This window comes from Celerinatantimonas yamalensis (genome assembly GCF_046054155.1).
GTDB lineage: Bacteria > Pseudomonadota > Gammaproteobacteria > Enterobacterales > Celerinatantimonadaceae > Celerinatantimonas > Celerinatantimonas yamalensis.
In genome coordinates, this window is record NZ_JBEQCT010000004.1 from 150,850 (window position 1) to 177,021 (window position 26,172).

Annotated in this window: 31 protein-coding genes and 4 tRNA genes; 28 read left to right on the top strand and 7 right to left on the bottom strand. The window is 46.5% G+C overall.

The features are described 5' to 3' along the window. Positions 1 to 38 precede the first annotated feature (38 nt). Genes ftsX through ftsY form a run of 3 tightly spaced genes read right to left on the bottom strand, consistent with a single transcriptional unit; the run spans position 39 to position 3,029 of the window. Positions 39 to 1,001, bottom strand: a complete 963-nt coding sequence (gene ftsX, locus ABUE30_RS10420) for a permease-like cell division protein FtsX (RefSeq protein ID WP_408623708.1) — start codon at positions 999 to 1,001, stop codon at positions 39 to 41. After that, positions 998 to 1,669, bottom strand: a complete 672-nt coding sequence (gene ftsE, locus ABUE30_RS10425) for a cell division ATP-binding protein FtsE (RefSeq protein ID WP_408623709.1) — start codon at positions 1,667 to 1,669, stop codon at positions 998 to 1,000. Before ftsE ends, ftsX begins: the two co-directional genes overlap by 4 nt. A 25-nt stretch (positions 1,670 to 1,694) precedes the next feature. Beyond that, complete coding sequence (ftsY, locus tag ABUE30_RS10430) at positions 1,695 to 3,029, bottom strand: signal recognition particle-docking protein FtsY (RefSeq protein WP_408623710.1); 1,335 nt, start codon at positions 3,027 to 3,029, stop codon at positions 1,695 to 1,697. A 131-nt stretch (positions 3,030 to 3,160) separates the two neighbouring features. On the opposite strand from ftsY, the gene rsmD reads away from it, so the two are divergent. Continuing rightward, positions 3,161 to 3,757: a 16S rRNA (guanine(966)-N(2))-methyltransferase RsmD gene (gene rsmD / locus ABUE30_RS10435; protein ID WP_408623711.1), complete on the top strand. Its 597-nt coding sequence runs from the start codon at positions 3,161 to 3,163 to the stop codon at positions 3,755 to 3,757. Continuing rightward, positions 3,751 to 4,011, top strand: a complete 261-nt coding sequence (locus ABUE30_RS10440; protein ID WP_408623712.1) for a DUF1145 domain-containing protein — start codon at positions 3,751 to 3,753, stop codon at positions 4,009 to 4,011. Before rsmD ends, ABUE30_RS10440 begins: the two co-directional genes overlap by 7 nt. Positions 4,012 to 4,156: 145 nt before the next feature. On the opposite strand, the gene ABUE30_RS10445 is transcribed toward ABUE30_RS10440, so the two are convergent. From ABUE30_RS10445 to ABUE30_RS10455, 3 genes are all read right to left on the bottom strand, one after another. Next, positions 4,157 to 4,762 carry a YhgN family NAAT transporter gene (locus tag ABUE30_RS10445; protein ID WP_408623713.1) on the bottom strand — a complete coding sequence of 202 codons (606 nt, stop codon included), beginning with the start codon at positions 4,760 to 4,762 and terminating at the stop codon, positions 4,157 to 4,159. A 308-nt stretch (positions 4,763 to 5,070) separates the two neighbouring features. Continuing rightward, positions 5,071 to 5,316, bottom strand: coding sequence for a hypothetical protein (locus ABUE30_RS10450; RefSeq protein WP_408623715.1), 246 nt, complete (start codon positions 5,314 to 5,316; stop codon positions 5,071 to 5,073). A gap of 28 nt (positions 5,317 to 5,344) precedes the next feature. Beyond that, entirely contained in the window at positions 5,345 to 6,013 is a 669-nt protein-coding gene (locus ABUE30_RS10455; RefSeq protein WP_408623717.1) for a hypothetical protein, read from the bottom strand. Positions 6,014 to 6,464: 451 nt separating this feature from the next. On the opposite strand from ABUE30_RS10455, the gene metF reads away from it, so the two are divergent. Further along, entirely contained in the window at positions 6,465 to 7,364 is a 900-nt protein-coding gene (metF, locus tag ABUE30_RS10460; protein ID WP_408623718.1) for a methylenetetrahydrofolate reductase, read from the top strand. Positions 7,365 to 7,425: 61 nt separating this feature from the next. Beyond that, positions 7,426 to 8,046, top strand: a complete 621-nt coding sequence (gene ribA, locus ABUE30_RS10465) for a GTP cyclohydrolase II (protein WP_408623719.1) — start codon at positions 7,426 to 7,428, stop codon at positions 8,044 to 8,046. 58 nt (positions 8,047 to 8,104) lie between these two features. Here ribA and ppc read toward each other — a convergent pair whose 3' ends face one another. After that, positions 8,105 to 10,741: a phosphoenolpyruvate carboxylase gene (gene ppc / locus ABUE30_RS10470; RefSeq protein WP_408623720.1), complete on the bottom strand. Its 2,637-nt coding sequence runs from the start codon at positions 10,739 to 10,741 to the stop codon at positions 8,105 to 8,107. 112 nt (positions 10,742 to 10,853) lie between these two features. Here ppc and ABUE30_RS10475 point away from each other — a divergent pair, with 112 nt between their 5' ends. The 24 genes from ABUE30_RS10475 to ABUE30_RS10590 all read left to right on the top strand — a co-directional run bounded on the left by ABUE30_RS10475 (position 10,854) and on the right by ABUE30_RS10590 (position 26,124). Beyond that, positions 10,854 to 11,042 (top strand): hypothetical protein, encoded by a 189-nt coding sequence (locus tag ABUE30_RS10475; RefSeq protein ID WP_408623721.1) that lies wholly within the window; start codon positions 10,854 to 10,856, stop codon positions 11,040 to 11,042. 290 nt (positions 11,043 to 11,332) lie between these two features. Then, on the top strand, positions 11,333 to 12,376 hold the full coding sequence (gene argC / locus ABUE30_RS10480) for an N-acetyl-gamma-glutamyl-phosphate reductase (protein WP_408623722.1): 1,044 nt from the start codon (positions 11,333 to 11,335) through the stop codon (positions 12,374 to 12,376). Further along, positions 12,370 to 13,137: an acetylglutamate kinase gene (gene argB / locus ABUE30_RS10485; RefSeq protein WP_408623723.1), complete on the top strand. Its 768-nt coding sequence runs from the start codon at positions 12,370 to 12,372 to the stop codon at positions 13,135 to 13,137. The genes argC and argB overlap by 7 nt, the downstream gene beginning before the upstream one ends. A 47-nt stretch (positions 13,138 to 13,184) precedes the next feature. Then, positions 13,185 to 14,096, top strand: coding sequence for an ornithine carbamoyltransferase (locus tag ABUE30_RS10490; RefSeq protein WP_408623857.1), 912 nt, complete (start codon positions 13,185 to 13,187; stop codon positions 14,094 to 14,096). 12 nt (positions 14,097 to 14,108) lie between these two features. Then, positions 14,109 to 15,311, top strand: coding sequence for an argininosuccinate synthase (locus tag ABUE30_RS10495; RefSeq protein WP_408623724.1), 1,203 nt, complete (start codon positions 14,109 to 14,111; stop codon positions 15,309 to 15,311). An 84-nt stretch (positions 15,312 to 15,395) separates the two neighbouring features. Continuing rightward, the gene (gene argH / locus ABUE30_RS10500; protein WP_408623725.1) at positions 15,396 to 17,276 is read left to right on the top strand and encodes an argininosuccinate lyase; all 1,881 of its coding nucleotides are present in this window, start codon (positions 15,396 to 15,398) and stop codon (positions 17,274 to 17,276) included. Positions 17,277 to 17,561: 285 nt separating this feature from the next. After that, positions 17,562 to 17,873: a 30S ribosomal protein S10 gene (rpsJ, locus tag ABUE30_RS10505; RefSeq protein ID WP_005307944.1), complete on the top strand. Its 312-nt coding sequence runs from the start codon at positions 17,562 to 17,564 to the stop codon at positions 17,871 to 17,873. Between the two features lie 30 nt (positions 17,874 to 17,903). Continuing rightward, entirely contained in the window at positions 17,904 to 18,539 is a 636-nt protein-coding gene (gene rplC / locus ABUE30_RS10510) for a 50S ribosomal protein L3 (RefSeq protein WP_408623726.1), read from the top strand. Between the two features lie 17 nt (positions 18,540 to 18,556). After that, positions 18,557 to 19,162, top strand: a complete 606-nt coding sequence (gene rplD / locus ABUE30_RS10515) for a 50S ribosomal protein L4 (RefSeq protein WP_408623727.1) — start codon at positions 18,557 to 18,559, stop codon at positions 19,160 to 19,162. After that, complete coding sequence (gene rplW / locus ABUE30_RS10520; RefSeq protein ID WP_408623728.1) at positions 19,159 to 19,461, top strand: 50S ribosomal protein L23; 303 nt, start codon at positions 19,159 to 19,161, stop codon at positions 19,459 to 19,461. The genes rplD and rplW overlap by 4 nt, the downstream gene beginning before the upstream one ends. A 15-nt stretch (positions 19,462 to 19,476) precedes the next feature. After that, entirely contained in the window at positions 19,477 to 20,307 is an 831-nt protein-coding gene (rplB, locus tag ABUE30_RS10525; protein WP_408623729.1) for a 50S ribosomal protein L2, read from the top strand. An 11-nt stretch (positions 20,308 to 20,318) separates the two neighbouring features. Beyond that, on the top strand, positions 20,319 to 20,597 hold the full coding sequence (gene rpsS / locus ABUE30_RS10530) for a 30S ribosomal protein S19 (RefSeq protein WP_408623730.1): 279 nt from the start codon (positions 20,319 to 20,321) through the stop codon (positions 20,595 to 20,597). Between the two features lie 10 nt (positions 20,598 to 20,607). Continuing rightward, the gene (gene rplV / locus ABUE30_RS10535) at positions 20,608 to 20,940 is read left to right on the top strand and encodes a 50S ribosomal protein L22 (protein ID WP_408623731.1); all 333 of its coding nucleotides are present in this window, start codon (positions 20,608 to 20,610) and stop codon (positions 20,938 to 20,940) included. 10 nt (positions 20,941 to 20,950) lie between these two features. Beyond that, complete coding sequence (rpsC, locus tag ABUE30_RS10540; protein ID WP_408623732.1) at positions 20,951 to 21,643, top strand: 30S ribosomal protein S3; 693 nt, start codon at positions 20,951 to 20,953, stop codon at positions 21,641 to 21,643. Between the two features lie 11 nt (positions 21,644 to 21,654). After that, positions 21,655 to 22,065, top strand: a complete 411-nt coding sequence (rplP, locus tag ABUE30_RS10545) for a 50S ribosomal protein L16 (protein ID WP_408623733.1) — start codon at positions 21,655 to 21,657, stop codon at positions 22,063 to 22,065. After that, the gene (gene rpmC, locus ABUE30_RS10550; RefSeq protein WP_408623734.1) at positions 22,065 to 22,256 is read left to right on the top strand and encodes a 50S ribosomal protein L29; all 192 of its coding nucleotides are present in this window, start codon (positions 22,065 to 22,067) and stop codon (positions 22,254 to 22,256) included. Before rplP ends, rpmC begins: the two co-directional genes overlap by 1 nt. Further along, positions 22,256 to 22,504, top strand: a complete 249-nt coding sequence (gene rpsQ, locus ABUE30_RS10555) for a 30S ribosomal protein S17 (protein ID WP_408623735.1) — start codon at positions 22,256 to 22,258, stop codon at positions 22,502 to 22,504. The genes rpmC and rpsQ overlap by 1 nt, the downstream gene beginning before the upstream one ends. A gap of 176 nt (positions 22,505 to 22,680) precedes the next feature. After that, positions 22,681 to 23,601, top strand: a complete 921-nt coding sequence (gene coaA / locus ABUE30_RS10560; protein WP_408623858.1) for a type I pantothenate kinase — start codon at positions 22,681 to 22,683, stop codon at positions 23,599 to 23,601. 55 nt (positions 23,602 to 23,656) lie between these two features. After that, the gene (gene murB, locus ABUE30_RS10565; protein ID WP_408623736.1) at positions 23,657 to 24,697 is read left to right on the top strand and encodes a UDP-N-acetylmuramate dehydrogenase; all 1,041 of its coding nucleotides are present in this window, start codon (positions 23,657 to 23,659) and stop codon (positions 24,695 to 24,697) included. Further along, positions 24,681 to 25,640, top strand: a complete 960-nt coding sequence (gene birA, locus ABUE30_RS10570; RefSeq protein ID WP_408623737.1) for a bifunctional biotin--[acetyl-CoA-carboxylase] ligase/biotin operon repressor BirA — start codon at positions 24,681 to 24,683, stop codon at positions 25,638 to 25,640. The genes murB and birA overlap by 17 nt, the downstream gene beginning before the upstream one ends. Before the next feature lie 112 nt (positions 25,641 to 25,752). Then, positions 25,753 to 25,828, top strand: a tRNA-Thr gene (locus ABUE30_RS10575). 17 nt (positions 25,829 to 25,845) lie between these two features. Further along, positions 25,846 to 25,929, top strand: a tRNA-Tyr gene (locus tag ABUE30_RS10580). Positions 25,930 to 25,971: 42 nt separating this feature from the next. After that, positions 25,972 to 26,046, top strand: a tRNA-Gly gene (locus ABUE30_RS10585). Positions 26,047 to 26,048: 2 nt separating this feature from the next. Beyond that, positions 26,049 to 26,124, top strand: a tRNA-Thr gene (locus ABUE30_RS10590). Positions 26,125 to 26,172: the final 48 nt, after the last annotated feature.

Below are 26,172 nucleotides of genomic sequence, written 5' to 3' on the forward strand. Positions count from 1 at the left end.
ACTTGCCCAAAAGCCACAGGGCTTAACGCCCTGCTACACTAACGTGGTTCGATGGTTTTTACATAGCGACTGACTGAGAACCAAGATGAGAGCAGCCCTAATAGTGATGAGAAGAGCATTAAATCAATAAAGCCACTGACGCTTAAACCGGCCAAATAGATATCTTGCTCGTAAAGACTCGCTAGCTGGCTGAGGGCACTGCCTAAATACAGCATCATAATATTGCTCAGTAGCCACGCTAACAGCCCACCAATAAACCCATACCAAAACCCTGTGTACAGAAAAGGACGCTGGATAAAGGCATTGGTGGCACCAATAAGTTTCATCACTTCAATTTCATTACGCTGACTTAATACGTTTAAGCGGATGGTATTACCAACAGTTAACACAATAGAAACTAACAACAAACCGATCAGCAGTTGCAGTACTTGGTTCGCAATGCTGATGATATTTTCAAGGCGGGTGAGCCATTGAGTGTCCAAACGCGCTTGGTCAACATGAACCATGGTAGCTAGTTTGCTTTGTAGTAGTTGCAACTGGCCACTTTGACGCTGATTGGCATTGGGCGTGACGATGAGTAAGTCAGGGAGCGGGTTGCTACCAAGTAGATCAAGCGCTTTGCCAAAACCAGAGTTTTGTTTAAATTCTTGCAAGCCTTGTGCTTTGCTAACCAACTTAACATGTTCGACCGAGGGCATCGCACGGATCTGCTCACTTAACTGTGCGACACCGTCTGAGTCGGTATCTGGGCTGACAAACACATTGATCTGAGCAGTTTGTTGCCAACTTGGTACCGCTTGACGAACGTTTTGGATCACTAAATGAAACGAAACCAGCAAGGCTAAACAAACTCCGATCACTGTAATTGTCATCAGGGAGCTGGTTGGATTACGCCAGATCTCACCTAAACTCGCAGTGCCTTGTTGTAGATGGCGAACCCAAAATGCCACAAAACGGCGTGGCCATGATAAGCCACGACGCATAGAAGCTCCTAAACTCATAGCGTTTGTTCCTGTGAATCGACCAGTCGACCTTCATGTAAGGTTAAGGTTCGATAGTTCATTCGACTGATCAAGCCCAAATCATGGGTGGCGACGAGCACTGTTACCCCATTATGATTAAATTCGCTAAAGATCTTAAGGATCTCCTCAGACAATTGTGGGTCCAAGTTCCCGGTGGGTTCGTCGGCAATCAGTAATGTCGGTTTATTAACCACTGCCCGAGCAATACCGACTCGCTGCTGTTCACCACCAGATAGCATGGCGGGGAGACACTGGTACTTATCACGCAGTCCAACTTTATCAAGCGCTGCTAACACGCGAGGTTTGATATCACGAAAGGCATAGCCTTCAATAACCAGCGGCAATGCCACATTATCTAAGACGCTACGGTCATTGAGCAGTTTGTAGTCTTGAAATACAATCCCAATTTGGCGGCGTAAAAAAGGGATCCGATGCGCCGCTAAGCGGGTTATATCTTTACCCGCAAATTCGATCTGCCCAGCACTAACTCGCTCCATAGCCATGGCGAGGCGCAGTAAAGTACTTTTACCTGCGCCTGAGTGACCCGTTAAGAAGGCCATCTCTCCTTGCTTGAGTTCAAAATCTACCTTTTGCAATGCTTGGTGACGCCCTGGATAGACTTTACTGACTTGAGAAAATCGGATCATCGTGTATTCCTACAATCGCGTTACATTACGAATCGCTATCATGGCTAAATAGCGCTTCGACAAATGGCCGTGCTTCAAATGGGCGTAAATCATCAATTCCTTCACCGATAGCAATATAGCGAATAGGCAATTTAAATTGGTCTGCCACTGCAAAGATAACCCCACCTTTGGCTGTGCCGTCCAATTTGGTTAAGGTAATCCCCGTTAGGCCGACGGCTTCGTGGAATAGCTTAGCTTGGCTGATGGCATTTTGACCTGTTCCAGCATCAATGGCGAGCATGATTTCATGGGGGGCTCGCGCATCAATTTTACGCATAACTCGGACAACTTTTTTCAGCTCTTCCATCAGGTTTGCTTTGTTTTGCAAACGTCCTGCCGTGTCAGCAATCAGTACATCAATGCCACGAGCTTTCGCCGCGCTGTAGGCATCAAAGAGTACTGATGCGCTGTCGGCGCCAGTATGTTGGGCGATCACCGGAATATGGTTACGCTCTCCCCAGATCTGTAACTGTTCGACGGCGGCGGCGCGGAAGGTATCACCTGCTGCGAGCATGACCGATTTGCCTTCATTTTGAAACTGTTTAGCCAGTTTGCCGATGGTGGTAGTTTTGCCCACACCATTGACCCCAACCATTAAAATCACAAATGGACCATCATCGGTTTCGGGGACTAACGGCTGCTCGACCCCCTCAAGTAGTGCACTCATCTGCTCTTGCAACAGTTCATAGAGGGCTTCACCATCTTTCAGGGCACGGCGGCTGGCCGACTCGGTCAGATTTTTAATAATCTTTTGGGTTGTTTCAACCCCCAAATCGGCGACAAGTAGCTGCTCTTCAAGTTCTTCAAAGAGCTCATCATCGATTTTTTTACCTTGGAACAAACCTAAAAAGCCACTGCCGATGTTACCGCGAGTGCGTTTTAATCCTTGACGCAGGCGCGCTAATAAACTGGGGCGTTTGGCGGGTTTTTCGTTGGCTTGCGCTTTTTCTTCCGCTTCAAGGCGGGCTTGTTCTTGTGCTTTAGCTTTTTCTTCCGCTTCAAGGCGGGCTTGTTCTTGCGCTTTAGCTGTTTCTTCCGCTTCAAGGCGGGCTTGTTCTTGCGCTTTAGCTGTTTCTTCCGCTTCAAGGCGAGCTTGCTCTTGCGCTTTAGCTTTTTCTTCCGCTTCAAGGCGGGCATGCTCTTGCGCTCTAGCTGCTTCTTCCGCTTCAAGGCGGGCATGCTCTTGTGCTTTAGTTTTTTCCTCTGCTTCAAGGTGAGCTTGCTCTTGCGCTTCTGCCTCTAGAATCGTTTGCTCTTCGGTGTCGGTTGTCTGATTGTTATCTTTACGAAACCAGGAAAATAACCCTTTCTTTTTTGCCATCGAATTGTAAACCCTTCACTACATAGCCATGGTTGCGGCTGAAATGATTATTTGCGTCGGCGTAACACTGTTACAATACGGCGCATAGCTGGAGTAGATAGTATCATTATTACAGGACAGGCTAAATTAGTATGGCACCACATTCTAAACGAAATTCTGCGATGGGCAGTATTCGCATTATTGGTGGTCAGTGGCGAGGGCGCAAATTACCAGTGTTAGATGCACAAGGCTTACGTCCAACCACTGATCGGGTGAAAGAGACGTTATTTAACTGGCTACAGGGCCGAATTGCAAATCGTAGGTGTCTTGATCTTTTTGCCGGCAGTGGTGGTTTGAGTTTTGAAGCACTTTCTCGCCAAGCAAGCTTTGTGCAAGCGTTGGAGTTATTCCCTCCTGCGGTAAAACAACTCGTCACCAATCGACAAGTTTTACAGCTCGATGAGCAAAAATTGCCGATCCAATGCACCGATACATTACAGTTTTTAGCCAATCAACCTTTACAGGGGTTTGATCTGGTGTTTATTGATCCGCCATTTCGTACTAACTTGGTCGCGCCATGTTGTCAATTGTTGCAATCATACGGCTGGCTAAACCCCGCCGCACTCGTCTATATTGAGTGCGAACGCGAGGCGTCGCCGCTTAATGTACCGTGGTCATTATTAAAAGAGAAATGTGCCGGACAAGTATTGAGTCGGCTATACCAAGTAGAGGGAGAAAGAGTATGTTAATACAACTGGGTCGCGCTTTAATGATTGTGATTTGGCTTGTGATAATTAGCTCGCCATGGACGGCAATGGCGCGTATTGCGCCGTTGTTACTGACCGCAGGGGCGTTTGTATTAGTGCTGCATATAGCGCAAATGCTGCTGATAAAAAAGAGTTTTCAGGACAGTGGTCATTGGTGCAAAGGCGACGAATATCGACTCATTTTTTTCGGTGTTTTTGGTTTGATGACAATCCGTCAACGATTGTTAAAAAAGTAGTATTAGCGAGCGTGTGATGAGCAGAGAGATTAGCTTTACCGTCAAGCATTGACTTGGGGTTTAAATCAATGCTTGACGAAGGAGTAAAAACTGTGTGCTAAGCGTGCAATCGAGATTGATAATTTAGCAAAGCTATATTGCCCAATTAGTGCATCATTTGACTGGCGGTGTGCCAATATTTAATCAAGCCATCGAGTAACATTTGCACTGAAAGCATAATCAATAGCATCCCCATCAGTCGCTCGATAGCAGTTAGTCCTCGTTCACCGAGATAGCGAGTGAGAAAGCCGCCACAGATCAATATGATCGAAGTGCATAGCCATGCGAGAATGAGTGCTAAGCTCCACTGTCCCATTCGGCTCGGGTCTTGATGGGCCATCAACATTAGGGTGGCTAGAATCGAAGGACCTGCAACCATCGGAATGGCCATGGGCACTAAAAATGGTTCATCACCGGCGGCAAGCCCCGCCAAACCATTCTCGCCTGGGAAGATCATTTTCAGTGCGATCAAAAAAAGGATGATACCGCCAGCGATACTCACTGCCTCTTGTCGTAAATTTAAAAATCCTAAGATCTGCTCTCCCGCCCATAAAAAAGCCATCATAATAATCAGCGCAAAAACCATCTCTCGAATTAAGATCTTGACCTGACGTTTGCGATCAATGTGTTTCATAATCGCCATAAATACGGGGGTGTTGCCAAGTGGATCCATAATGAGGATTAACATTACGGTGGCAGAGGTAAGGCTCATAGAGCTCCTTATGAATCGTCAATTATTCGATATTATTGCATCGTCAGGGTAGCTAAGAATAAACCGATGAGTCGATTTTCTCAGGACGCGTAGTCTAACAAAGACTCGGCTTAGAGCACATGTAATTCCCGCAAATTTTGTATTGATTGAGCAAATAAAAAAGTGTGCGTTAGTGTGTCTGCCAACACTATCTATGATCACATTTATCACTGATAAATATTGGATAGCAACATCTGTTAAGCCGCGAGGTCGATAATCGGCCTTAAGGGATAGGGATTTAATCGTGAAATGGAATCGAGGTGTTACCTTTAGAGATAATCGCCGATTTGGGCATCACAAATGGCCAGCAAATTGTCGTCAGGTGGTCGTTTGTCAGGTTCACTACAACGTCCTGCCAGTCTGGCAAAGACAAAATCTTGATTAGTCAGTCGAAAGTGATGATTGCTCCCATAATAGTTTTCGATAAGTTTTAGCGTTGATGATTCTTTGCTTAATAGCCCATCATGTTCCAACATGACTTGCATCAATTCTAAGTTACTGACTGATTCGCACATACTTTTTCTCCACAAATGGCGATATCGGTTAAATCGATTGGTTGAATTGGTGACCAGCCGCATCGGGCTGATAAGCGGCATCGGTTAAAGCGCTGCGCCTTAGGTGCCGCTGTATTGACTGGCTAGATACAGCCAGCGCTTGATTGACATTCATCACCGTATCGCGCGCTTGTCCTTGGGCTCGAATGGCTGCTTGGGTGATGCGCTGATTCGGCGCCGACTGGAGTTCCCGAGATTGTTGTGTTTGTCGCGTGGTGTTCGAGTCGGGAGGTTCTGAGGATTGGCTTTGATTTGCCGATGTGCTCGGGGCGAGTTGAGAAGCTTTTGTTGATTTTGCAGAGGCCGGTTGAGGATCTGAACTATTCGATGGCACGCGGGGTGGTGGTGTTGACGTTTCCGAGGGTGTGCTGGGGCTTGCATATAACAACGGATTTTGGGGGGGGTGATAGTTCTTTGGCTGACTTGCTGGTGGGGCACTTGGATTGACCTGCGGGCGGTGCGGATCATCCGCGCGCTGTCCTGGTTGCGGCAGTGTTCCAGTGATTCGAACGGGAACCACCGGCGCTGACGCGCGTGCTGCACCTTGTTCAATTCGCCGATTCAAAGCTCTGCCATCAGGGGCATTTACGGAGCGCTGAATAGGCTTTAACACTTGTTGTGTACTTTGTGTTTGACTGGCTGAAATAGGACTGACCACAACGACTCTCTCATACAACTTGACTACCACGATGTTAATGATCTGAATGTATACACATTAGATCATGCGAAGGTGACGATCTTACTTACCTATCACCATAGCTAGGATCACTCAATATAAAAACATCGCCTATAAAACCTACGTCTATTCTAAATATAGCAGCGCTAATTTTGTACAGCGATTTTTTTAGCTATTTTGTCTTATATATTGTCCTTATTTTAAAGGCAAGACGCTGTTGATCATGAGATTGGGATGTCATTGTGTTGATAAGTTGGATAGTAAAAATGTCAGCAATCCGATCGGGTTGGTTCTCATCATGAATTAATTTCACTATAGGTTTATTTTAGATGAATATGCGTTGACTCTTTGAGCGTTTACTATAAGGTGGCTATACAGACGTCTGAACGTCTATTTTAACTTTTATTATAAAACCGACGGTCTGGAGAACAACATGGTCTTTCAAAGCGCGCAGCAACTTGAGAATCTCAATCAGAAGATCAGTGAACTTGAGGGGGATATTCAAGTTTCATTTGAGTTTTTCCCACCCTCGAACTTGGCTATGGAAGAAACCTTATGGCAGTCGGTTAATCGGCTTAAGGTGCTTGCTCCATCGTTTGTATCTGTGACGTATGGTGCTAATTCGGGGACGCGCGATCGGACCCATGCGATTATTAAAGATATTACTCAGCGCACCACGCTTAAAGCGGCGCCTCATCTAACTTGCGTAGACGCTAGTCGCTCTGAACTTAAACAGATCGCACAAGATTATTGGGATAATGGTATTCGGCAAATTGTTGCACTGCGCGGCGACTTGCCCGAAGGGGCTGGAAAACCCGCGATGTATGCAGAACATCTGGTCTCGCTTCTCAAAGAAATCGCTGACTTTGATATCTCGGTAGCCGCGTATCCAGAAGTACATCCAGAAGCAAAATCAGCACAAGCGGATTTGCTCGCACTCAAACGTAAAATGGATGCAGGAGCCAACCGAGCAATCACCCAGTTTTTCTTTGATGTCGAATCGTATCTGCGTTTTCGTGATCGCTGTGTCGCCGTGGGTATCGAACAAAATATTGTCCCAGGGATACTGCCCGTCTCGAATTACAAAACGTTGTGTAAATTTGCGGGTTTTACCAATGTGAAAATCCCGCAGTGGTTGCATCGTCAATTTGACGGACTGGATGATGATCAAACCACTCGTAATTTAGTGGGTGCCAGTATTGCCATTGAGCAAGTTAAAGTGTTGAGCCGGGAAGGAGTAAAGGATTTTCACTTCTATACATTGAATCGTTCTGAGCTGACATATGCGATCTGTCATACATTAGGCGTTCGTCCAGCTTCAGTGTTAAAATAACCGCCTTTGCGATGGAAGCGATTGGTCATCGCAGCTTAATTATTCATGAAGTGGGATCCATATGTCTATTGAGTTTGTTGCATCATCATCCCTACCAACTCGTTGGGGGGATTTTACCATGCATGGCTTTGTTGTTTCTGAAACGGGTAAAGAGCACGTTGCATTAACGATGGGTCATTGGCAAGAAGACCAGCCCGTGCTGGGACGGATCCATTCTGAATGCTTAACTGGGGATGCGCTATTTAGTCAGCGCTGTGATTGTGGCTATCAGCTGGAATCAGCGATGCATCGGATCAGTGAAGTAGGGCAAGGATTTATTTTATACCTGCGTCAAGAAGGGCGAGGTATAGGCTTGATTAATAAGATTCGTGCTTATGATTTGCAAGACCAAGGCTATGACACCGTTGCTGCCAATCTTAAGTTAGGGTTTGCCGCCGATCTGCGAGACTTTTCCATCTGTCAGCCGATGTTAGCTCATTTAGGGATACATAAAGTTCGACTGATGACTAACAATCCTCAAAAGATCAAAGCAATGCAGGAAGCTTCTGGGATTGAAATTGTTGAGCGAGTGCCATTAGCGGTGGGTGATAATCCGCATAACCATTTTTATTTGCAAACCAAAGCCAAACGGATGGGGCATCTGTTACATATTGATAATGATAATGATAATGGGCAGTCTTAGCGCGTAATCGAAAGACGAATATGGAAACGCCGCCCAAAGGGCGGCGTTTGTTTCTCGGTTAACCTGTGTTGCGCATGCCTGCTGCAACCCCTGCGATGCTGACCATTAATGCTTGATCAACCAATGCATCAACTTCAGCGTTTTGCCGTGAGCGGCGCAGGAGCTCAACTTGCATCACGTTTAATGGGTCGATATACGGATTGCGCAAACCAATGGATTCTCTAACCCATTCATCATTAGCCCCTGAGCTAGTTGGCGGTATCAAGCGAGCGACTACCTGTTGAGTAAGCGCCAGTTTTTCGCGTAAGTGATCGCCGATATGACGCAATGATTCATCGACCAGCTCTTTATCATAAATTTCCGACAGCCATGTATCGGTTTTCATAAAGACCATCTCTAACATAGATAGACGATTGCTAAAAAATGGCCATTCGCACATCTCTTGAATCAACTGTTCATGACCATTTTCAAGTTGCTCTTTGAGTGCTTCTCCTGCACCTAACCAAGCGGGTAGTAATAGCCGATTTTGACTCCATGCGAAAATCCACGGAATGGCTCGAAGACTTTCAACGCCACCATTAGGATTGCGTTTAGCTGGTCGACTACCCAGTGGCAACTTGCCTAGTTCCTGTTCGGGAGTGGCTGAGCGAAAATAAGGCACAAACTCTGGATCTTCACGCACAATCTGGCGATAGGCCTGACAGGATGTCTCGGCGAGCTGATCCATCACCTCTCGCCACTGCGTTTTAGGGGCAATTGGTGGCAGCAGATTCGCTTCGAGTACGGCGCTGACATACATGGATAGGCTATCGATCGCCACTTTGTCTAAACCAAATTTGAAGCGGATCATCTCGCCTTGTTCAGTGACCCGTAGTCCACCTTTGAGCGATCCTGGGGGCTGTGACAACAGCGCTGCGTGAGCGGGCGCACCACCCCGACCAATAGTGCCTCCGCGGCCGTGGAACAATACGAGCTTCACGTTTTGCTCATCACACATCTGTACTAACTCTTCCATGGCGCGATATTGTGCCCATGCCGAAGCGAGTACACCCGCGTCTTTGGCTGAGTCTGAATAACCAATCATCACATATTGTAAGTTATTAGTGATGCCTCGATACCACTCCAGTGACAACAACCGACGGATGGTCGAAGCGGCTTTATTGAGATCATCGAGCGTTTCAAATAACGGCGAAACCGGCAACATAAATGGACAACCGTTCTCTTTGAGAAGAAGTTGTACCGCTAATACATCAGACGGCTCACTGGCCATCGAAATATTATAGATCCCCAGTGCCTCACGTTTTTGTTTGGCGATGACGCGGCAAGTATCCAGCACCTCTTGCACTGGCGCTGAAGGCTGCCAATTTTGCGGAATAAGTGGCCGCTTGCTAGTGAGTTCGGTGAGTAAGAAACTCTGCTTATCCTCTTCGTTCCATTGCCCATAGTCACCAATTCCGAGATGACGCGTCAGTTCTGAGAATACTTCCGTATGACGGCTACTTTCTTGGCGGATGTCTAAACGGACTAACTGCACGCCAAAGCAGGCTAAGCGGCGCAACATGTCGAGCAGGGTTCCCTCGGCAATTAGATCCATCCCGCACTCTTTAAGTGAGCGATAGCAGACCATCAGCGGGTCTCTGACTTGATGCGTTTGGGTGATGAGATCGTGCGAGCGGGTTTCGCGATTTTGCAGCATTGCTGTCAGATAATCGCGGGTTTCACGCATATCTACTCGCAATGTTTTCAGTAAGGTACGATAAGGCTCTTCTGTATCAGGCCCGACTGCTTCACGTAGCTCGACGTTACAATCGGCCATAGAAAGTTCACTGATGAGCAGGTCGATATCTTTAAGATAGAGATCTGTTGCAACCCAGCGGCTAGATAATAAAACTTCTTCGGTCACTTTAGAGGTGACAAATGGATTGCCATCACGGTCTCCGCCCATCCATGAGGTAAGCTTGATGACTTGGCTGTCAATGGGCAGTCCCATGCCGATATTCTCTTGTAGTTCTTCATCGAGCATGCGTAAAAAATCAGGGACAGCTTGCCACAGCGAACTTTCAATCACGGCAAATCCCCAACGAGCTTCTTCAACTGGCGTCGGTCTGACTTGGCGGATCTCATTGGTATGCCACGATTGGTCAATCAACTGCTCAAGACGAAGATGCAACATGCGGCGTTCTCGATCACTTAAGTTACCGAGTTCTAAAAAGTCGAGACATTCATTAATCCGCACATATTTGGCGATCATGGTGCGGCGTGTAACCTCAGTTGGATGGGCTGTTAAGACCAATTCAACATTGAGTGATTCGACCGCTTCGCGAATAGTTTGCTCGCTAATCTGCTCTTGTTTAAGTCGGCTGAGAAGACTGTGCAGTGGAGAAGTATCTGTAACTGACTGTTTACTCGAGCGCGAGATGGTATGAAATTGTTCAGCAATATTAGCAAGGTTCAAAAATTGGCTAAATGCGCGAGTGACGGGTAGTAGTTCTTCATTTGACAGATTACGTAGTGTATTGAGGAGATCTTTTCTTGCCTCTATATCACCTTGTCGAGATGCCTTCGCTAATTTGCGAATAGTTTCTACTTTTTCTAGTAGGGGCTCGCCAAGATGATTTTTAATGGTTGTCCCTAAAAGTTGACCGAGAAAACTCACGTTGCCGCGCAACGCTTTGGTTTTAGCGTTCTTTGTCATTGTATGGTTCCTGTATCTTGATCTAGATTACAGCGACATCCGCGTACTCAATGTATCGACTTAGCTGCGATCTACCGCTCCATGTATGGCCCAAAAGGTCTAAAAGAATTGAATGGCTGCTGCCATGTTTATTTTTTGTAATTATTACGAAAGTTGGTCAAAACTTAAGCCAACGACCAACCGTTATATGATGTTAACTTACCAGTTTCAACCCCAAATCGCCCGAAAAACTGTTATTTTTTTTCATCTCGGTGGTGTTTTATCATCGGCTGATGTGCTTATCAATGTTGATAAGCATTAATTGTACCTTTTTGCATATTTAGCTAAAAATTTTCTATAAGTTAGTCATTGACATTTCATTTCCAAAATGAATGAGTAGCGTGTATGTCTCATGCTGTTAAATGCGATGCAGGCAGTCAAGTTATGCTTGCCAATAAAAAATATAAATGCAATTTATTTGCATAAATAATTGGCCATGGTATGCTCCTATTTTATCAGGTAAATTGTCATTGAGACTCTTTTTTAAGCGTTGAAGTGAACGTTAAAAACCAAGGGTATCGCCATGAATTTTCATCAGATCTTGAGGAATAGATGAAAGATAGTAATCAGTTGCGAGTCGCCATCGTGGGGGCTAGTGGATATGCCGGAGCCGAGTTAGCTGCGATCTTAATACGCCATCCACGGGTTGAACTCTGTGGATTATATGTCTCAGAGAATAGCGTCGATGCAGGCAAGCCAATCAGTGACTTATATGGCCGATTACGGGGGGTCGTCGATTTGCCCTTGCAGCCGCTTCCCACTCAGTTTGATCCTTCACTGTTTGCCCAAATTGATTGCGTTTTTTTAGCTACGGCTCATAGCGTTAGCCACGATTTAGTGCCGAAATTTTTAGCCTGTGAGTGTCAAGTTTTTGATCTCTCTGGAGCCTATCGGGTGAATCAGGCTGACTTTTATCCGGATTATTATGGGTTTACGCATCAATATCCAGAGCTATTAGCGACTGCCGTTTATGGTTTAGCCGAGTGGCAGCAAGCGGCTATCCAATCGGCTGAATTGATTGCGTTACCAGGCTGTTACCCGACAGCCTCGCTAAGTGCGTTAAAACCGCTGCAGCAGGCTGGATTACTCGATGATGATTGTACGCCACTGATCGATGCGACCAGTGGCGTCACGGGGGCAGGGCGTAAAGCGGCGCTGGCCAGTAATTTTTGCGAGGTGAGTTTAAACCCTTATGGTGTGGGAACGCATCGTCATCAGCCAGAAATCAGTGCCCATTTGGGCCGCCCAGTTATATTTACGCCACATCTTGGCAGTTTTGCGCGCGGTATTCTGGCCACGATTCATGTTGATTTAAAAGCTAACGTCAGCGAAGCCGATGTCATGAACGCTTTCCAGCTAGCTTATGCTGACAAGCCGTTGGTTCGATTGCTGCCTCAAGGGGTTTGGCCGTCGATTAACGCCGTGGCCCATACGCCGTATATCGATCTCAACTGGTCGAAAATAGGCCAGCATCTGATTATATTTAGCGCTGAAGATAACCTTTTAAAAGGCGCATCATCGCAGGCCATTCAATGTTTCAATTTGCGTTACGGATTTTTAAGTACGCAAGCTTTGGCCAAGGAGAGCGCGTGTTAGAACCGATTGTCGTGAAATTGGGTGGTGCTATTTTTGAAGATGAGACGGCACTAAAAAATCTATGTCAGGCTTTAGCTCAAGTGCAGCAGCGGCCTTTAGCTTTGGTGCATGGCGGCGGGGTAATTGTTGAATCACTACTTGCGCGCCTTGGCCTGATAAGCGAAAAAATCGATGGGCTGCGGGTCACACCGCATACTCAAATTGACTTTATTGCGGGGGCATTGGCAGGGACCGCCAATAAAAAGTTGACCGCCGCTATTTTAACGCAAGGCCGTGCTGCAGTTGGGCTGTGCTTAGGTGATGGTGGATTGTGTCAAGTGACGCAGATGGATGCAAAACTTGGTGCTGTGGGAAGTTGTCACCCCGGTGACCCTGACTTATTGACCTGTTTGCTTGAACAGCATTATCTGCCCGTTATCAGTTCAATCGGTATTGGTTCAGATGGTCAGTTATATAATGTCAATGCGGATCAAGCGGCATTGGCCATAGGTCAGATGCTGCAAGGACCTATGGTACTACTGTCTGATGTCCCCGGTGTTTTGGATGCGCAAGGGAAATTGATTAACGAACTTTCAACCTCTCAAGCGCAGCAGTTAATTTCTCAAGGGGTGATCAACGGCGGCATGGCGGTAAAAGTCAAAGCGGCTCTTGATGCGGCGAAAACCCTACAGCAACCAGTTATTTTAGCAGGTTGGAAAGATGCACAGGCATTGTCGCGATTGTTAAGTGGCGAGCCGTTTGGAACACGGATTATTGCCTAAGATAGGCATTTACCAGGATAGGGGAAACCAAAGAAGAGATGAATAACTTGAATCACTTGCTTACGCTGCAAGATCTCAGCCGAGAGCAGATCCTCGGCATTCTTGATTTGGCAAAAAACATCAAAGCTGATCCAGCCCGTTACGCGACTACATTAACGGGCAAAAGCATCGTTACGTTGTTTGAAAAACCATCGCTGCGTACCCGTGTTACATTTGATATAGGGGTAAATCGATTAGGGGGGCATGCGGTTTACTTAGATCAGCAAAACGGCGCCATTGGCAATCGTGAGTCGATTAAAGATTATGCCAAGAATTTAAGCCGTTGGTGTGAAGCCATTGTTGCACGGGTCTACAGCCATAAGACGTTGCAAGAACTTTGTCGCTATGCCAGCGTGCCCGTAGTCAATTCATTGTGCGATCTCTACCATCCATGTCAGGCATTGGCCGATTTCCAAACGATTGCGGAAAACTATTCGGATTTGAGCCAAGTGAAGCTAGCTTATGTCGGTGATGGTAATAATGTCACCCATTCGTTGATGTTAGGTGGTGCCATTTTAGGCATGGAAGTCGCGGCAATTTGTCCCATGGGATCAAGTCCTGATGCACAAGTGGTTCTTAAAGCTAACGAGCTGGCCAAAGCCAATGGCGGTAAAATTGTGGTCAGCGATTCGTTGGATGCGCTCGCGGGTTACGATGTCGTGTACGGCGATACATGGGTATCGATGGGTGATGACACGCCGCTTGAACAAGTCAAAGAGCGCTTTGCCCCTTACCAAATTAATCAGCAAATGCTCGATCGTTATGGCATCGGTCATGTGTTGCACTGCCAACCGGCTCACCGCGAGTTTGAAATTACTTCGGCGGTGATGGATGGCCCTCAGTCTATTATTTTCGATCAAGCGGAAAATCGGATGCACGCGCAAAATGCCGTGCTGCTTTCGTTGATTCAACATGATTAAAGGATTTTTACCATGGCTCAGTTTAAAAAAGTAGTGTTAGCCTATTCTGGTGGTTTAGATACATCGGCCATTATCCCTTGGCTGAAAGAAACTTATGGTTGTGAAGTCGTTGCCTTTTGCGCCGATGTCGGTCAAGGTGAAGATGATCTCAAAGGTGTTGAACAAAAAGCCATCGCCTCTGGTGCAAGTGAATGTTATATCGTTGATCTTAAGGACGAATTTGCTACTGATTATATCTATCCAACCCTGAAAACAGGCGCAGTTTATGAAGGCACCTATTTATTAGGAACATCGATGGCGCGTCCTGTTATTGCCAAAGCACAAGTTGAAGTGGCTCGTAAAGTTGGTGCCGATGCGCTCTGTCATGGCTGTACCGGCAAAGGCAATGACCAGATCCGCTTTGAAGGCTGCTTTGCTGCGCTGGCTCCTGATCTAGCCGTCATTGCCCCATGGCGGGAGTGGACCATGCGCTCGCGTGAAGATCTACTGGCCTACCTCGCTGAACGCGATATTCCTTGTGCCGCGAGTTTAACCAAAATTTATAGCCGAGATGCCAATGCATGGCATATCTCTACCGAAGGCGGTGAGCTGGAGAACCCTTGGAATGAACCGTCTGATCAAGTTTGGACATGGACCAATTCACCCGAACAGGCTCCTGATCAAGCACAAAGTGTTACCTTGACCTTAGCAAAAGGCGAAGTGGTTGCGGTTGATGGTCAGTCAATGAGTCCTTATCAGGTTATTACTCATCTCAATGAATTGGGCTCGAAACATGGTGTAGGTCGTGTTGATATCGTGGAAAACCGTTTAGTTGGGATGAAGTCTCGAGGTTGCTATGAAACTCCAGGGGGCACGATCTTAGTGGCGGCGATGCGTGCGATTGAAGAGCTGGTCTATGATAAACGCACCCGAGAATGGCGCGAAACGGTGGGTCAACAATTTGCTCATTTAGTTTATGATGGTCGCTGGTTCACACCACTTAAAGATTCATTGTTGGCCGCAGCAACAAGTTTAGCGGATGAGCTTAGTGGTGATGTCGTGCTCAAGCTTTACAAAGGGCAGGTGAATGCGACACAAAAACGCTCACCCAATAGTTTGTACTCTGAAGCGTTTGCCACCTTTGGTGAAGATGATGTGTATGATCAGAAACATGCAGAAGGTTTTATCCGCTTATATTCATTATCAAGCCGGATTAAAGCATTGAAACAACAATAATAACGCAGTGCAGTTGATCAAGTGCCGGCACTGCCGGCACTTTGGTAAGTGTCGTATTGACAGGTGCAATAAGGGTAGAGATAGATGGCATTATGGGGCGGACGTTTTAGTCAGGCAGCCGATAGTCGGTTTAAGCAGTTTAATGATTCGCTGCGTTTTGATTATCGCTTGGCTGAGCAGGATATTACAGGATCAATTGCCTGGTCTAAGGCTTTGGTTTCGGTTGGCGTTCTGACGCAGGCCGAGCAGCAGCAAATTGAAGCTGCACTCAGTGATTTAGCCGTTCAGGTCAATGAGAGTCCGCAACAAATATTGGGTTCTGATGCCGAAGATATCCATAGCTGGGTTGAGTCCCAGTTGATTCAGCGTGTAGGCGATCTGGGCAAAAAATTACATACTGGCCGTAGCCGTAACGACCAAGTTGCTACCGATTTAAAACTATGGTGCAAAAAGGAAGGGTTATCGTTACTCGGACAGCTCGATATGCTGCAACAAAAACTAGTGCGTCTGGCGCGTGAACATCAGCATACGGTCTTGCCAGGCTATACCCATTTGCAGCGGGCTCAACCGGTCACTTTTGGTCATTGGTGTTTAGCCTACGTTGAGATGTTTGAGCGTGATTATTCGCGTTTGACCGATGCCCTAGATCGCCTCGATAGCTGCCCACTAGGTAGCGGAGCTCTCGCAGGTACCGCTTATCCGATGGATCGGCAAAAATTGGCACAGATGTTAGGATTTCATCAAGCGACCCGCAATAGTTTAGATAGCGTTTCGGATCGAGATCATGTTGTAGAGTTAATTGCCTGTGCATCATTGTCGATGTTGCACCTGTCACGGATGTCTGAGGATCTGATCTTTTATAACTCCGGCGAATCTGCTTTTTTAGAGTTATCTGATCAGGTCACCTCCGGTTCATCATTGATGCCGCAGAAAAAGAACCCAGATGCACTAGAGCTTATTCGCGGCAAAGCTGGGCGAGTGTATGGTGCATTAAGCGGCATTATGATGACTTTGAAGGCATTACCACTTGCTTACAACAAGGATATGCAGGAAGACAAAGAGGGATTGTTTGACGCACTGGATACGTGGGGACAATGCCTAAGTATGGCAGAACTGGTCTTACATGATATGAAAGTGAATAAACAAACGACTGAAGAAGCGGCTAAAGGTGGATATTCCAATGCTACTGAGCTGGCGGATTATTTAGTCAGCAAGGGTATTCCGTTTCGTGAAGCGCACCACATCGTTGGCATTGCCGTGGTGTATGCCATTGAAAAAGGTGTACCGCTGGAGGCACTTACGCTTGATGAGTTTCAAACCCTGGCCCCTGAAATTGAAGAAGATGTGTATCCCAATTTATCGTTAAAATCGACCCTTGAGAAACGCTCAGCGTTAGGTGGCGTCGCTCCTCAGCAGATCGAGTTCGCGCTTAATGAAGCTGAGAAACGTCTTTACAGTCGCGATATTCCCGGGCTCTATGTGCGTTCTGCACGTATGACCGATCTCGATGGGATTGCCGAGCTAGTCAACTACTGGTCTGATGCGGGTGAAAACTTGCCGCGTCCTCGCCGGGAGTTAACCAAATCGATTGGCGAATTTGCGGTGACCGAACAAGCCGGGCGAATCACGGGCTGTGCGTCGTTGTATTTGTATGATACGGGCTTAGCGGAGATCCGCTCATTAGGGGTCAACCCTGAATTTCAACGCGGTGGACAGGGTAAGGCACTGGTTGAATTTATGATTGAAAAAGCCCATGGTATGGCACTGGAGAAAGTGTTTGTACTGACGCGAGTACCAGAATTCTTTATGAAACTAGGATTTAGCCCAACGTCAAAAACTTTCTTGCCAGAAAAAGTGATGAAAGATTGCGATGTATGTCCGCGTCAGCATGCCTGTGATGAAGTGGCGTTGGAGTATTTGATCCCTTATCAACGCTCACTTATCTATAAACAACGCGTGGCTTAAAATAGGCAGCAGTTGGATATGATAGGATAAATTCTTTCCAGCTGTTTGCTATTGCTGCTTTTTTCTCCATAGTGGCTTGTGTTTTGTTTGCCAAAGCGTATAATAACGCAGCTTGAGTTAGTAAGTAGTCGGGTTTACCCGCTCAGCTTCAATTTGAAGCTGGTGACAGTGCGTCCGATTTGGACGCAAATGTTAATCGTCGCATACGCCACCATCCCCGGATTTCGGAATAGGATGAGATGGGGTGTGTTAGGTTCTTTTTTATTTATTTTGGAGCTCTGGTCAATGCAGAACCAAAGAATTCGGATCCGTTTAAAAGCGTTTGATCATCGCCTGATTGATCAATCGACAGCGGAAATCGTAGAAACTGCTAAACGTACAGGCGCTCAGGTTCGTGGGCCAATCCCACTTCCAACTCGTAAAGAGCGTTTTACCGTACTGATTTCTCCACACGTCAATAAAGATGCGCGTGATCAATATGAGATCCGCACTCACAAACGCCTAGTCGACATCGTTGAACCAACTGATAAAACAGTTGATGCTTTGATGCGTTTGGACCTGGCGGCTGGCGTTGATGTGCAAATCAGCCTGGGCTAAGCAGAGCTGGAAAGATAAGAGGTTTTTACAATGATTGGTCTAGTCGGTCGTAAAGTTGGAATGACTCGCATCTTCACTGAAGATGGTGTGTCGATTCCAGTTACCGTTATCGAATGTGAGCCAAACCGTGTGACTCGTTTAATCAACGAAGAATTAGACGGTTATCGTGCTCTGCAAGTGACCACTGGCACGAAAAAAGCAAACCGCGTCAACAAAGCTCAAGCTGGCCAATTTGCCAAGGCGGGAGTTGAAGCGGGCCGTGGCCTGTGGGAATTTCGTTTGAACGAAGAAGAAGGTGAAGGGATCGAAATCGGCGGTGAGCTGAAAGTTGATCTGTTCAACGAAGTGAAAAAAGTAGACGTTACTGGTACTTCTAAAGGTAAAGGCTTCCAGGGTGGTGTAAAACGCTGGAACTTCCGTACCCAAGATATGACCCATGGTAACTCTTTAAGTCATCGTGCGCCGGGTTCTATTGGTCAAAACCAAACTCCGGGCCGTGTCTTCAAAGGTAAGAAAATGGCAGGTCATATGGGTGCTGAACGCGTTACTGTTCAGTCTCTGGAAGTGGTTCGTGTCGACCTTGAGCGTAACTTGCTCTTGGTGAAGGGTGCAATCCCTGGCGCAACCAACAGCGATGTGATCGTTAAACCTGCTGTTAAAGCATAACGTCTGAGGAGATAGTAATGGAATTGGTATTGAAAGACGCGCAAAGCGCTCTTGAAGTTTCCGAAACTACCTTTGGGCGTGAGTTTAACGAAGCACTGGTTCATCAGGTGGTTGTTGCATATGCAGCTGGTGCCCGTCAGGGAACTCGTGCTCAGAAAACCCGTTCTGAGGTATCTGGCGGTGGTAAAAAGCCATGGCGTCAGAAAGGTACTGGCCGCGCTCGTGCCGGTACAATCCGTTCGCCAATTTGGCGTAGCGGTGGTGTAACTTTCGCTGCGAAACCACAAGATCACAGCCAGAAAGTAAACACTAAAATGTATCGTGCGGCAATCCGCAGTATCCTGTCTGAATTAGTTCGTCAGGAACGCTTGATTGTCGTTGAGAAGTTTGATGTTGAAGCGCCTAAAACTAAACTGCTGGTTGCTAAGCTGAAAGAATTTGAAGTTGAAGACGTTCTGATCGTTACAAATGAAGTAACTGAGAACTTATTCTTAGCTGCTCGCAACTTATATCGCGTTGATGTACGTGACGTTGCTGGTATTGACCCAGTTAGCTTGATCGCATTCGACAAAGTGTTGATCACTGCTGATGCAGTGAAGCAGATTGAGGAGTGGCTGAAATGATCAGTGAAGAGCGTCTGTTAAAAGTACTTTTGGCACCGCACGTCTCTGAAAAGAGCACTGTGTCTGCTGAAAGCGACAACACAATCGTTTTTAAAGTTGCCACTACTGCTACTAAAGCTGAAATTAAAGCTGCTGTAGAAAAAATGTTTGAAGTTGAAGTAACTGGTGTACATACCCTGAATGTTAAGGGTAAAACCAAACGTCATGGTGCACGTATTGGTCGCCGTAGCGACTGGAAAAAAGCATACGTGACTTTGGCTGAAGGTGCAGACATCGACTTCGTTGGCGGCGCAGAGTAAGAGGAGTTTCTTAAAATGGCTATTGTTAAAACTAAGCCTACATCTGCTGGTCGTCGCCACGTTGTTAAAGTGGTAAATAATGACCTGCATAAAGGCAAGCCGTATGCTCCGCTGTTGGACACCAAAGGTAAATCTGGTGGTCGTAACAACAACGGCCGTATCACTGTTCGTCATATCGGCGGTGGTCACAAGCAGCATTATCGTGTTATTGATTTTAAACGCAATAAAGACGATATTTCGGCAAAAGTTGAACGTCTGGAATATGATCCTAACCGTAGCGCAAATATTGCGTTGGTGTGTTATGCCGACGGTGAACGTCGTTACATCCTAGCTGCTAAAGGCATGCAGGCTGGCGATCAAATCATCAGCGGTATTCATTCACCAATTAAAGCAGGTAACAGCCTGCCATTGCGTAACATTCCAGTTGGTTCGACTGTTCACGCAATTGAAATGAAACCGGGTAAAGGTGCGCAGTTGGCTCGTAGTGCCGGTGCATATGCTCAGGTTGTTGCGCGTGAAGGCGAATATGTCACCCTGCGTTTACGTAGTGGTGAAATGCGCCGAGTTCTGGCAGATTGCCGGGCAACTTTAGGCGAAGTAGGTAATGCTGAGCACATGTTGCGTCAGTTGGGTAAAGCGGGTGCCAGCCGTTGGCGTGGTGTTCGTCCTACCGTACGTGGTGTTGCAATGAACCCTGTTGATCACCCACATGGTGGTGGTGAAGGTCGTACTTCTGGTGGCCGTCATCCAGTTTCACCTTGGGGTACACCAACTAAAGGTAAGAAAACTCGCAGCAACAAGCGTACCGATAAATATATTGTACGTCGTCGTACATCTAAGAAATAAGAGGATTCACCATGCCACGTTCTCTCAAGAAAGGTCCATTCATTGACCTGCACTTGCTGAAGAAGGTAGAGAAAGCGGTGGAAAGCGGGGATAAAAAACCAATTAAAACTTGGTCCCGTCGTTCAACGGTCTTCCCTAATATGATTGGTTTGACCATCGCTGTCCATAATGGTCGTCAGCACGTTCCAGTTTTTGTTTCCGACGAAATGGTTGGTCATAAACTGGGTGAATTTGCACCAACTCGTACTTATCGCGGTCATGCTGCTGATAAGAAAGCGAAAAAGCGTTAAGGGGAAAATGATGGAAGCATTAGCTAAACACCGTTTTGCCCGCACTTCTCCACAGAAAGCCCGTCTGGTCGCTGACCTTATTCGTGGTCTATCTGTTGAGAAAGCACTGGCGGAACTAACTTTCAATAACAAAAAAGCATCTGCTTTAGTGAAGAAAGTTTTAGAGTCTGCTATCGCCAACGCTGAGCATAACGAAGGTGCGGATATTGACGAGTTGAAAGTAGCCAAAATCTTTGTAGATACTGGCCCGACTCTGAAACGTGTACGTCCACGTGCCAAAGGCCGCGCAGACCGCATTATCAAGCGTACCAGCCACATTACTGTGGTTGTATCTGATAACTAGGAGATAAGCAATGGGTCAGAAAGTACATCCTAATGGTATTCGCCTAGGTATCGTCAAACCATGGAATTCTACTTGGTATGCAGATAAAGGCGAATATGCAGAGAACCTGCATAGTGATCACAAAGTGCGTGAGTTTCTTACAAAGGAACTGAAAAACGCATCAGTGGCACGTATCGTGATTGAACGTCCAGCTAAGAGCATTCGTGTGACTATTCATACTGCTCGTCCTGGCGTCGTCATTGGTAAAAAAGGTGAAGATGTTGAAAAGCTGCGTAAACGCGTTGCTCAACTGGCTGGTGTTCCAGCACAGATCAACATCTCTGAAGTTCGTAAGCCTGAGCTGGATAGTCAATTAGTCGGTGACTCGATTGCTAGTCAGCTGGAACGTCGTGTTATGTTCCGTCGTGCGATGAAACGTGCAGTGCAAAATGCAATGCGTTTGGGCGCGAAAGGGATCAAAGTTGAAGTAAGTGGTCGTCTTGGCGGCGCTGAGATCGCACGTACCGAATGGTATCGTGAAGGTCGTGTGCCATTGCATACATTGCGCGCTGATATCGATTACTCTACTTCTGAAGCAAAGACAACTTACGGTATTATTGGCGTAAAAGTTTGGATCTTCAAAGGTGAAGTACTGGGTGGAATGCCTGTTGTACAACCTGAAGCGCCTGCGAAGCCAAAACGTAAAGATCGTCGCGGTAAATAGGAGACACGGTAATGTTGCAACCAAAACGTACTAAGTTCCGTAAGGTTCATAAAGGCCGTAACCGTGGTCTTGCTAAAGGTACCCAAGTAAGCTTCGGTGACTTTGGTCTAAAAGCGACCGGTCGTGGCCGTTTGACTGCTCGTCAAATCGAAGCAGCTCGTCGGGCAATGACTCGTCATATTAAACGTCAGGGCAAAATCTGGATTCGTGTATTCCCAGACAAACCAATTACTGAAAAACCTCTTGAAGTTCGTATGGGTAAAGGTAAAGGTAGTGTGGAATACTGGGTCGCTCAGATTCAGCCTGGTAAAGTATTGTACGAAATGGATGGTGTTCCAGAAGTTCTGGCACGCGAAGCATTTGAATTGGCAGCTGCTAAATTGCCAATCAGTACTACTTTTGTAACTCGGACGGTGATGTGATGAACGCTAGCGAACTTAAAGACAAAAGTGTTGAAGAGCTAAATGCAGAGCTGTTAAGCCTGCTTCGTGAGCAATTCAACCTGCGCATGCAAGCAAGCACGGGTCAATTGGCTCAAACACATTTGCTGAAGAATGTGCGCCGTAGTATCGCACGTGTTAAAACCATTCTGAATCAGAAGGCAGGTGCGTAATGAGCGAAACAATCCGTACATTACAAGGTAAAGTGATCAGTGACAAAATGGATAAGTCTATTGTTGTTCTGATCGAGCGTCGTGTAAAACACCCAATCTATGGGAAATTCATGACTCGTACTACTAAACTGCACGTACATGATGAAGCTAACAGCGCCGTTGAAGGTGATGTAGTGGTGATCAAAGAGTGCCGCCCAATTTCTAAGACTAAATCTTGGACGTTGGTGAACGTGGTCGAAAAAGCCTAAATATGAGGGCCCCTCTTGGGGCCCTTTGTTATCCTTCCCATTATGACTCCTTATTCCTTCTTGGAATTACCAGAGAAATCAACCGTCTAAAATAGCTGACAGCAGTGACGAGCGGGCGACTTTAAGGTAATGTTTCGGCTCTGCCAAGGAAGCGACATATGTTTGAACAACACCAAATGCAGTCCTATTTGACCTTTAATCGAAACACTTGGTCGAAACTCCGTAATTCTGTGCCCCTGACTTTAACTGAAATCGAGCTTGAAGAGCTACGAGGGATCAATGAGTCTGTGTCACTTGAAGAGGTGCGTGACATTTATCTCCCACTCTCTCGATTGATTAATTTGTATGTGAAATCGCGCCAAGATCGGCGTAAAGTCATTGGTGAATTTCTCGGCCATGAGGATAAAATCCCATTCTTAATTGGTGTCGCGGGCAGTGTTGCTGTTGGGAAAAGTACCACCGCGCGGATCTTGCAAGCGCTGTTAGATCGTTGGTCAGAGCATCCGAAGGTCGCATTGATTACGACCGATGGTTTTTTGTATCCAAATGATGAACTAAACAGGCGCGGCATCATGCATCGTAAAGGCTTCCCTGAAAGTTATGATGGGCGCAAGTTAGTGCAGTTTGTCGCGGATGTTAAAGCGGGTAAGCCGCAAGTCATCGCTCCTGTTTATTCGCATATTACCTATGATATTTTGCCCAACCAGCACAAGGTGATCGATCAGCCTGACATTCTTATTCTTGAAGGGCTTAATGTATTACAATCAAATCCAACTGATGATACTGGTCTGCGTCGTTATGTGTCTGACTATCTTGATTTTTCTATTTATGTCGATGCCCATGTTGAGCAATTAGAAGAATGGTATATCCAACGATTTTTAGATTTCCGTAAAGGTGCTTTTAGCGATCCCAATAGTTATTTTAACCACTATGCAAGTTTACCTGATACACAAGCCATTAGTGTTGCCAGAGAGATCTGGCGAACGATCAATTTGGTGAATTTGCAGGATAATATTCTTCATACCCGTGATAAGGCGGATCTGGTCTTACAAAAAGGCGACAGTCACCGCATGAAGCAAGTATTATTACGCCATTAGTAGTCGCATATAGCAATGGCGTAAATGCCGATAGAATAAGGTAAGGCGGATAGTCATGAAAGATGTTCAATCACTGCATACGTTTGGTGTAAAGGCATATTGCCGTGATCTGTTGATTCTGAATCATCTCGATGATTTAAAAGAGCTCGCAGAGCTTGAACGCCAAGGCCTACCTTGGTTAGTGATCGGCGAAGGTTCGAATGTCTTGTTTGTTGAAGACTTTCAAGGCACTTTAGTGGTGAATCGATTAAATGGGCGGCAACTTGTCCAACACCCACAGGGCTGGTTTATTGAAGCTGCCTCAGGGGAGAATTGGCATCAATTGGTTAGTTGGTTGATCGATCGCGATGTCCCCGGGCTGGAAAATCTAGCACTCATCCCAGGATCTGTGGGAGCGGCACCGGTGCAAAATATTGGTGCCTATGGCGCTGAATTTAGCCAATTTTGCCGATGGGTAGAAGTATGGGATGCAAGCTGCGAGCAGTTTAGTGTGCTCACCCAAGCACAGTGCCAATTTGGTTACCGAGACAGTTTATTTAAGCATGTGCCGCGCAGTTCAATGGTTATTACCCGCGTTGGTCTGCAATTACCCCAAGCGTGGCAACCTAATTGTCAATATGGCCCACTGCGTGAATTAGATGATACCGCGACGGCTCAGCAAATTTTTGAACTGGTGTGTAGAACTCGCCGCGTAAAATTGCCGGATCCAAAGCAGACTGGCAATGCTGGGAGTTTTTTTAAGAATCCTATTGTCAGTGAAGCATGGCTGCGTCACTATCAAGCTCAATATCCTCAGTTGCCCTTTTATTCACAACCTGAGGGAAATTATAAGATAGCGGCCGGATGGCTGATTGACCAATGTGGTTTGAAAGGTTATCGCCAAAATGGTGCGGGGGTACACTCTCACCAAGCCCTCGTGTTAATCAATGAGTCCGGTACAACCAGCGGGTTGGCAATAGCCCAATTAGCGGCCCATATACAACAACAAGTTCACTCGCGTTTTGCGGTGACTCTCGAACCGGAAGTATTGTTGATTGGACGGCATGGGTTTATGCAATCAAGGGAGAAATTATCCAACTATGCAAAATCATCATAATGCATTTGAGCTCTTGAACTACCTCAGCGATGGTCATTTTTACTCCGGTCAATTGCTCGCACAGCACCTAAATGTTTCACGTACTTCCATTGCGACTTATATTCACCAGCTGCAGGCTATGGGCGTTGATATATACTCAGTTAAAGGGCGCGGCTACTGTCTTGCACATTCTATTTCGATGTTAGATTTAGACAAGTTACAGCCTCATATTAAGGCTCCCATTCACCTCTTTTCGGAAATTGCATCCACTAATAGCTGGATGATGGGCCGCTTAAATGATTTGAGTCATGGTGAATTGGTTAGCTGTGATTATCAAAATGCGGGGCGTGGGCGGCGTGGTCGCAGTTTTCACTCGGCAGTTGCCGGACAGCTCCCATTTTCTATTCATTGGCAGCATGAGGGCAACTTAGATGGCTTGCAAGGCTTAAGCTTGGTCGTTGGTATCGCCGTTGCACAGACGCTGCGAGAGATGGGATATACTACGGTGGGGTTAAAGTGGCCCAACGATATCTATGCTGGCTATGAAAAACTGGCGGGGATACTGATTGAAATGACAGGTCAGCCTCAGCAATTGGTGCACATCGTCGCCGGGATCGGTATTAATGTGCGTCTGGGCGATGTATCAGCCGGTATTGATCAAAAAGTTGCCGATTTAAGCCGCTTACAAGAGCAAATCGTGGATCGCAATGATTTATTGGTGCGTTGTTATCAAGCGCTGAATCAAGCCTATCAGCAGTTCTCTGAGAACGGCTTAGTGCCATTTATTGAACAATGGAATGAATTGGATATTTTTCATGGTGAAGCTGTAAAATTAATTTTTTCTGATGGCAGAACCGTTGAAGGGAATGTGAGTGGTGTTGATTCGCAAGGTAACTTGTTACTCAAACAGAACCATGAAATTCATGCTTTTTCAGCCGGTGAAGTTTCTTTAAGGCCTCAATAGTGCCAATATTGAGTGAAAATTATGCATTTAATCGCTAAAGACAGTTTTTTTTCACATTAGCAGTTGCATTTGAAAAAGGGATTCCCTAGAATGCGCAGCACTTAACGACATCGCCGACTTAGCTCAGTAGGTAGAGCAACTGACTTGTAATCAGTAGGTCGCCAGTTCGATTCCGGCAGTCGGCACCATCGTTAAGCTAAAATATGGAGGGGTTCCCGAGCGGCCAAAGGGAGCAGACTGTAAATCTGCCGCGAAAGCTTCGATGGTTCGAATCCGTCCCCCTCCACCACTTTTTCTCGGTTTGAGGTGGTCTGATTTAAAGACTAACAGCGCGGGCATCGTATAATGGCTATTACCTCAGCCTTCCAAGCTGATGATGCGGGTTCGATTCCCGCTGCCCGCTCCAGTGCTGATATAGCTCAGTTGGTAGAGCGCACCCTTGGTAAGGGTGAGGTCGGCAGTTCAACTCTGCCTATCAGCACCAGTCCTTTATCTCGCCTGCCTTAGATCGTTTTATAACGTTTGTATCAAC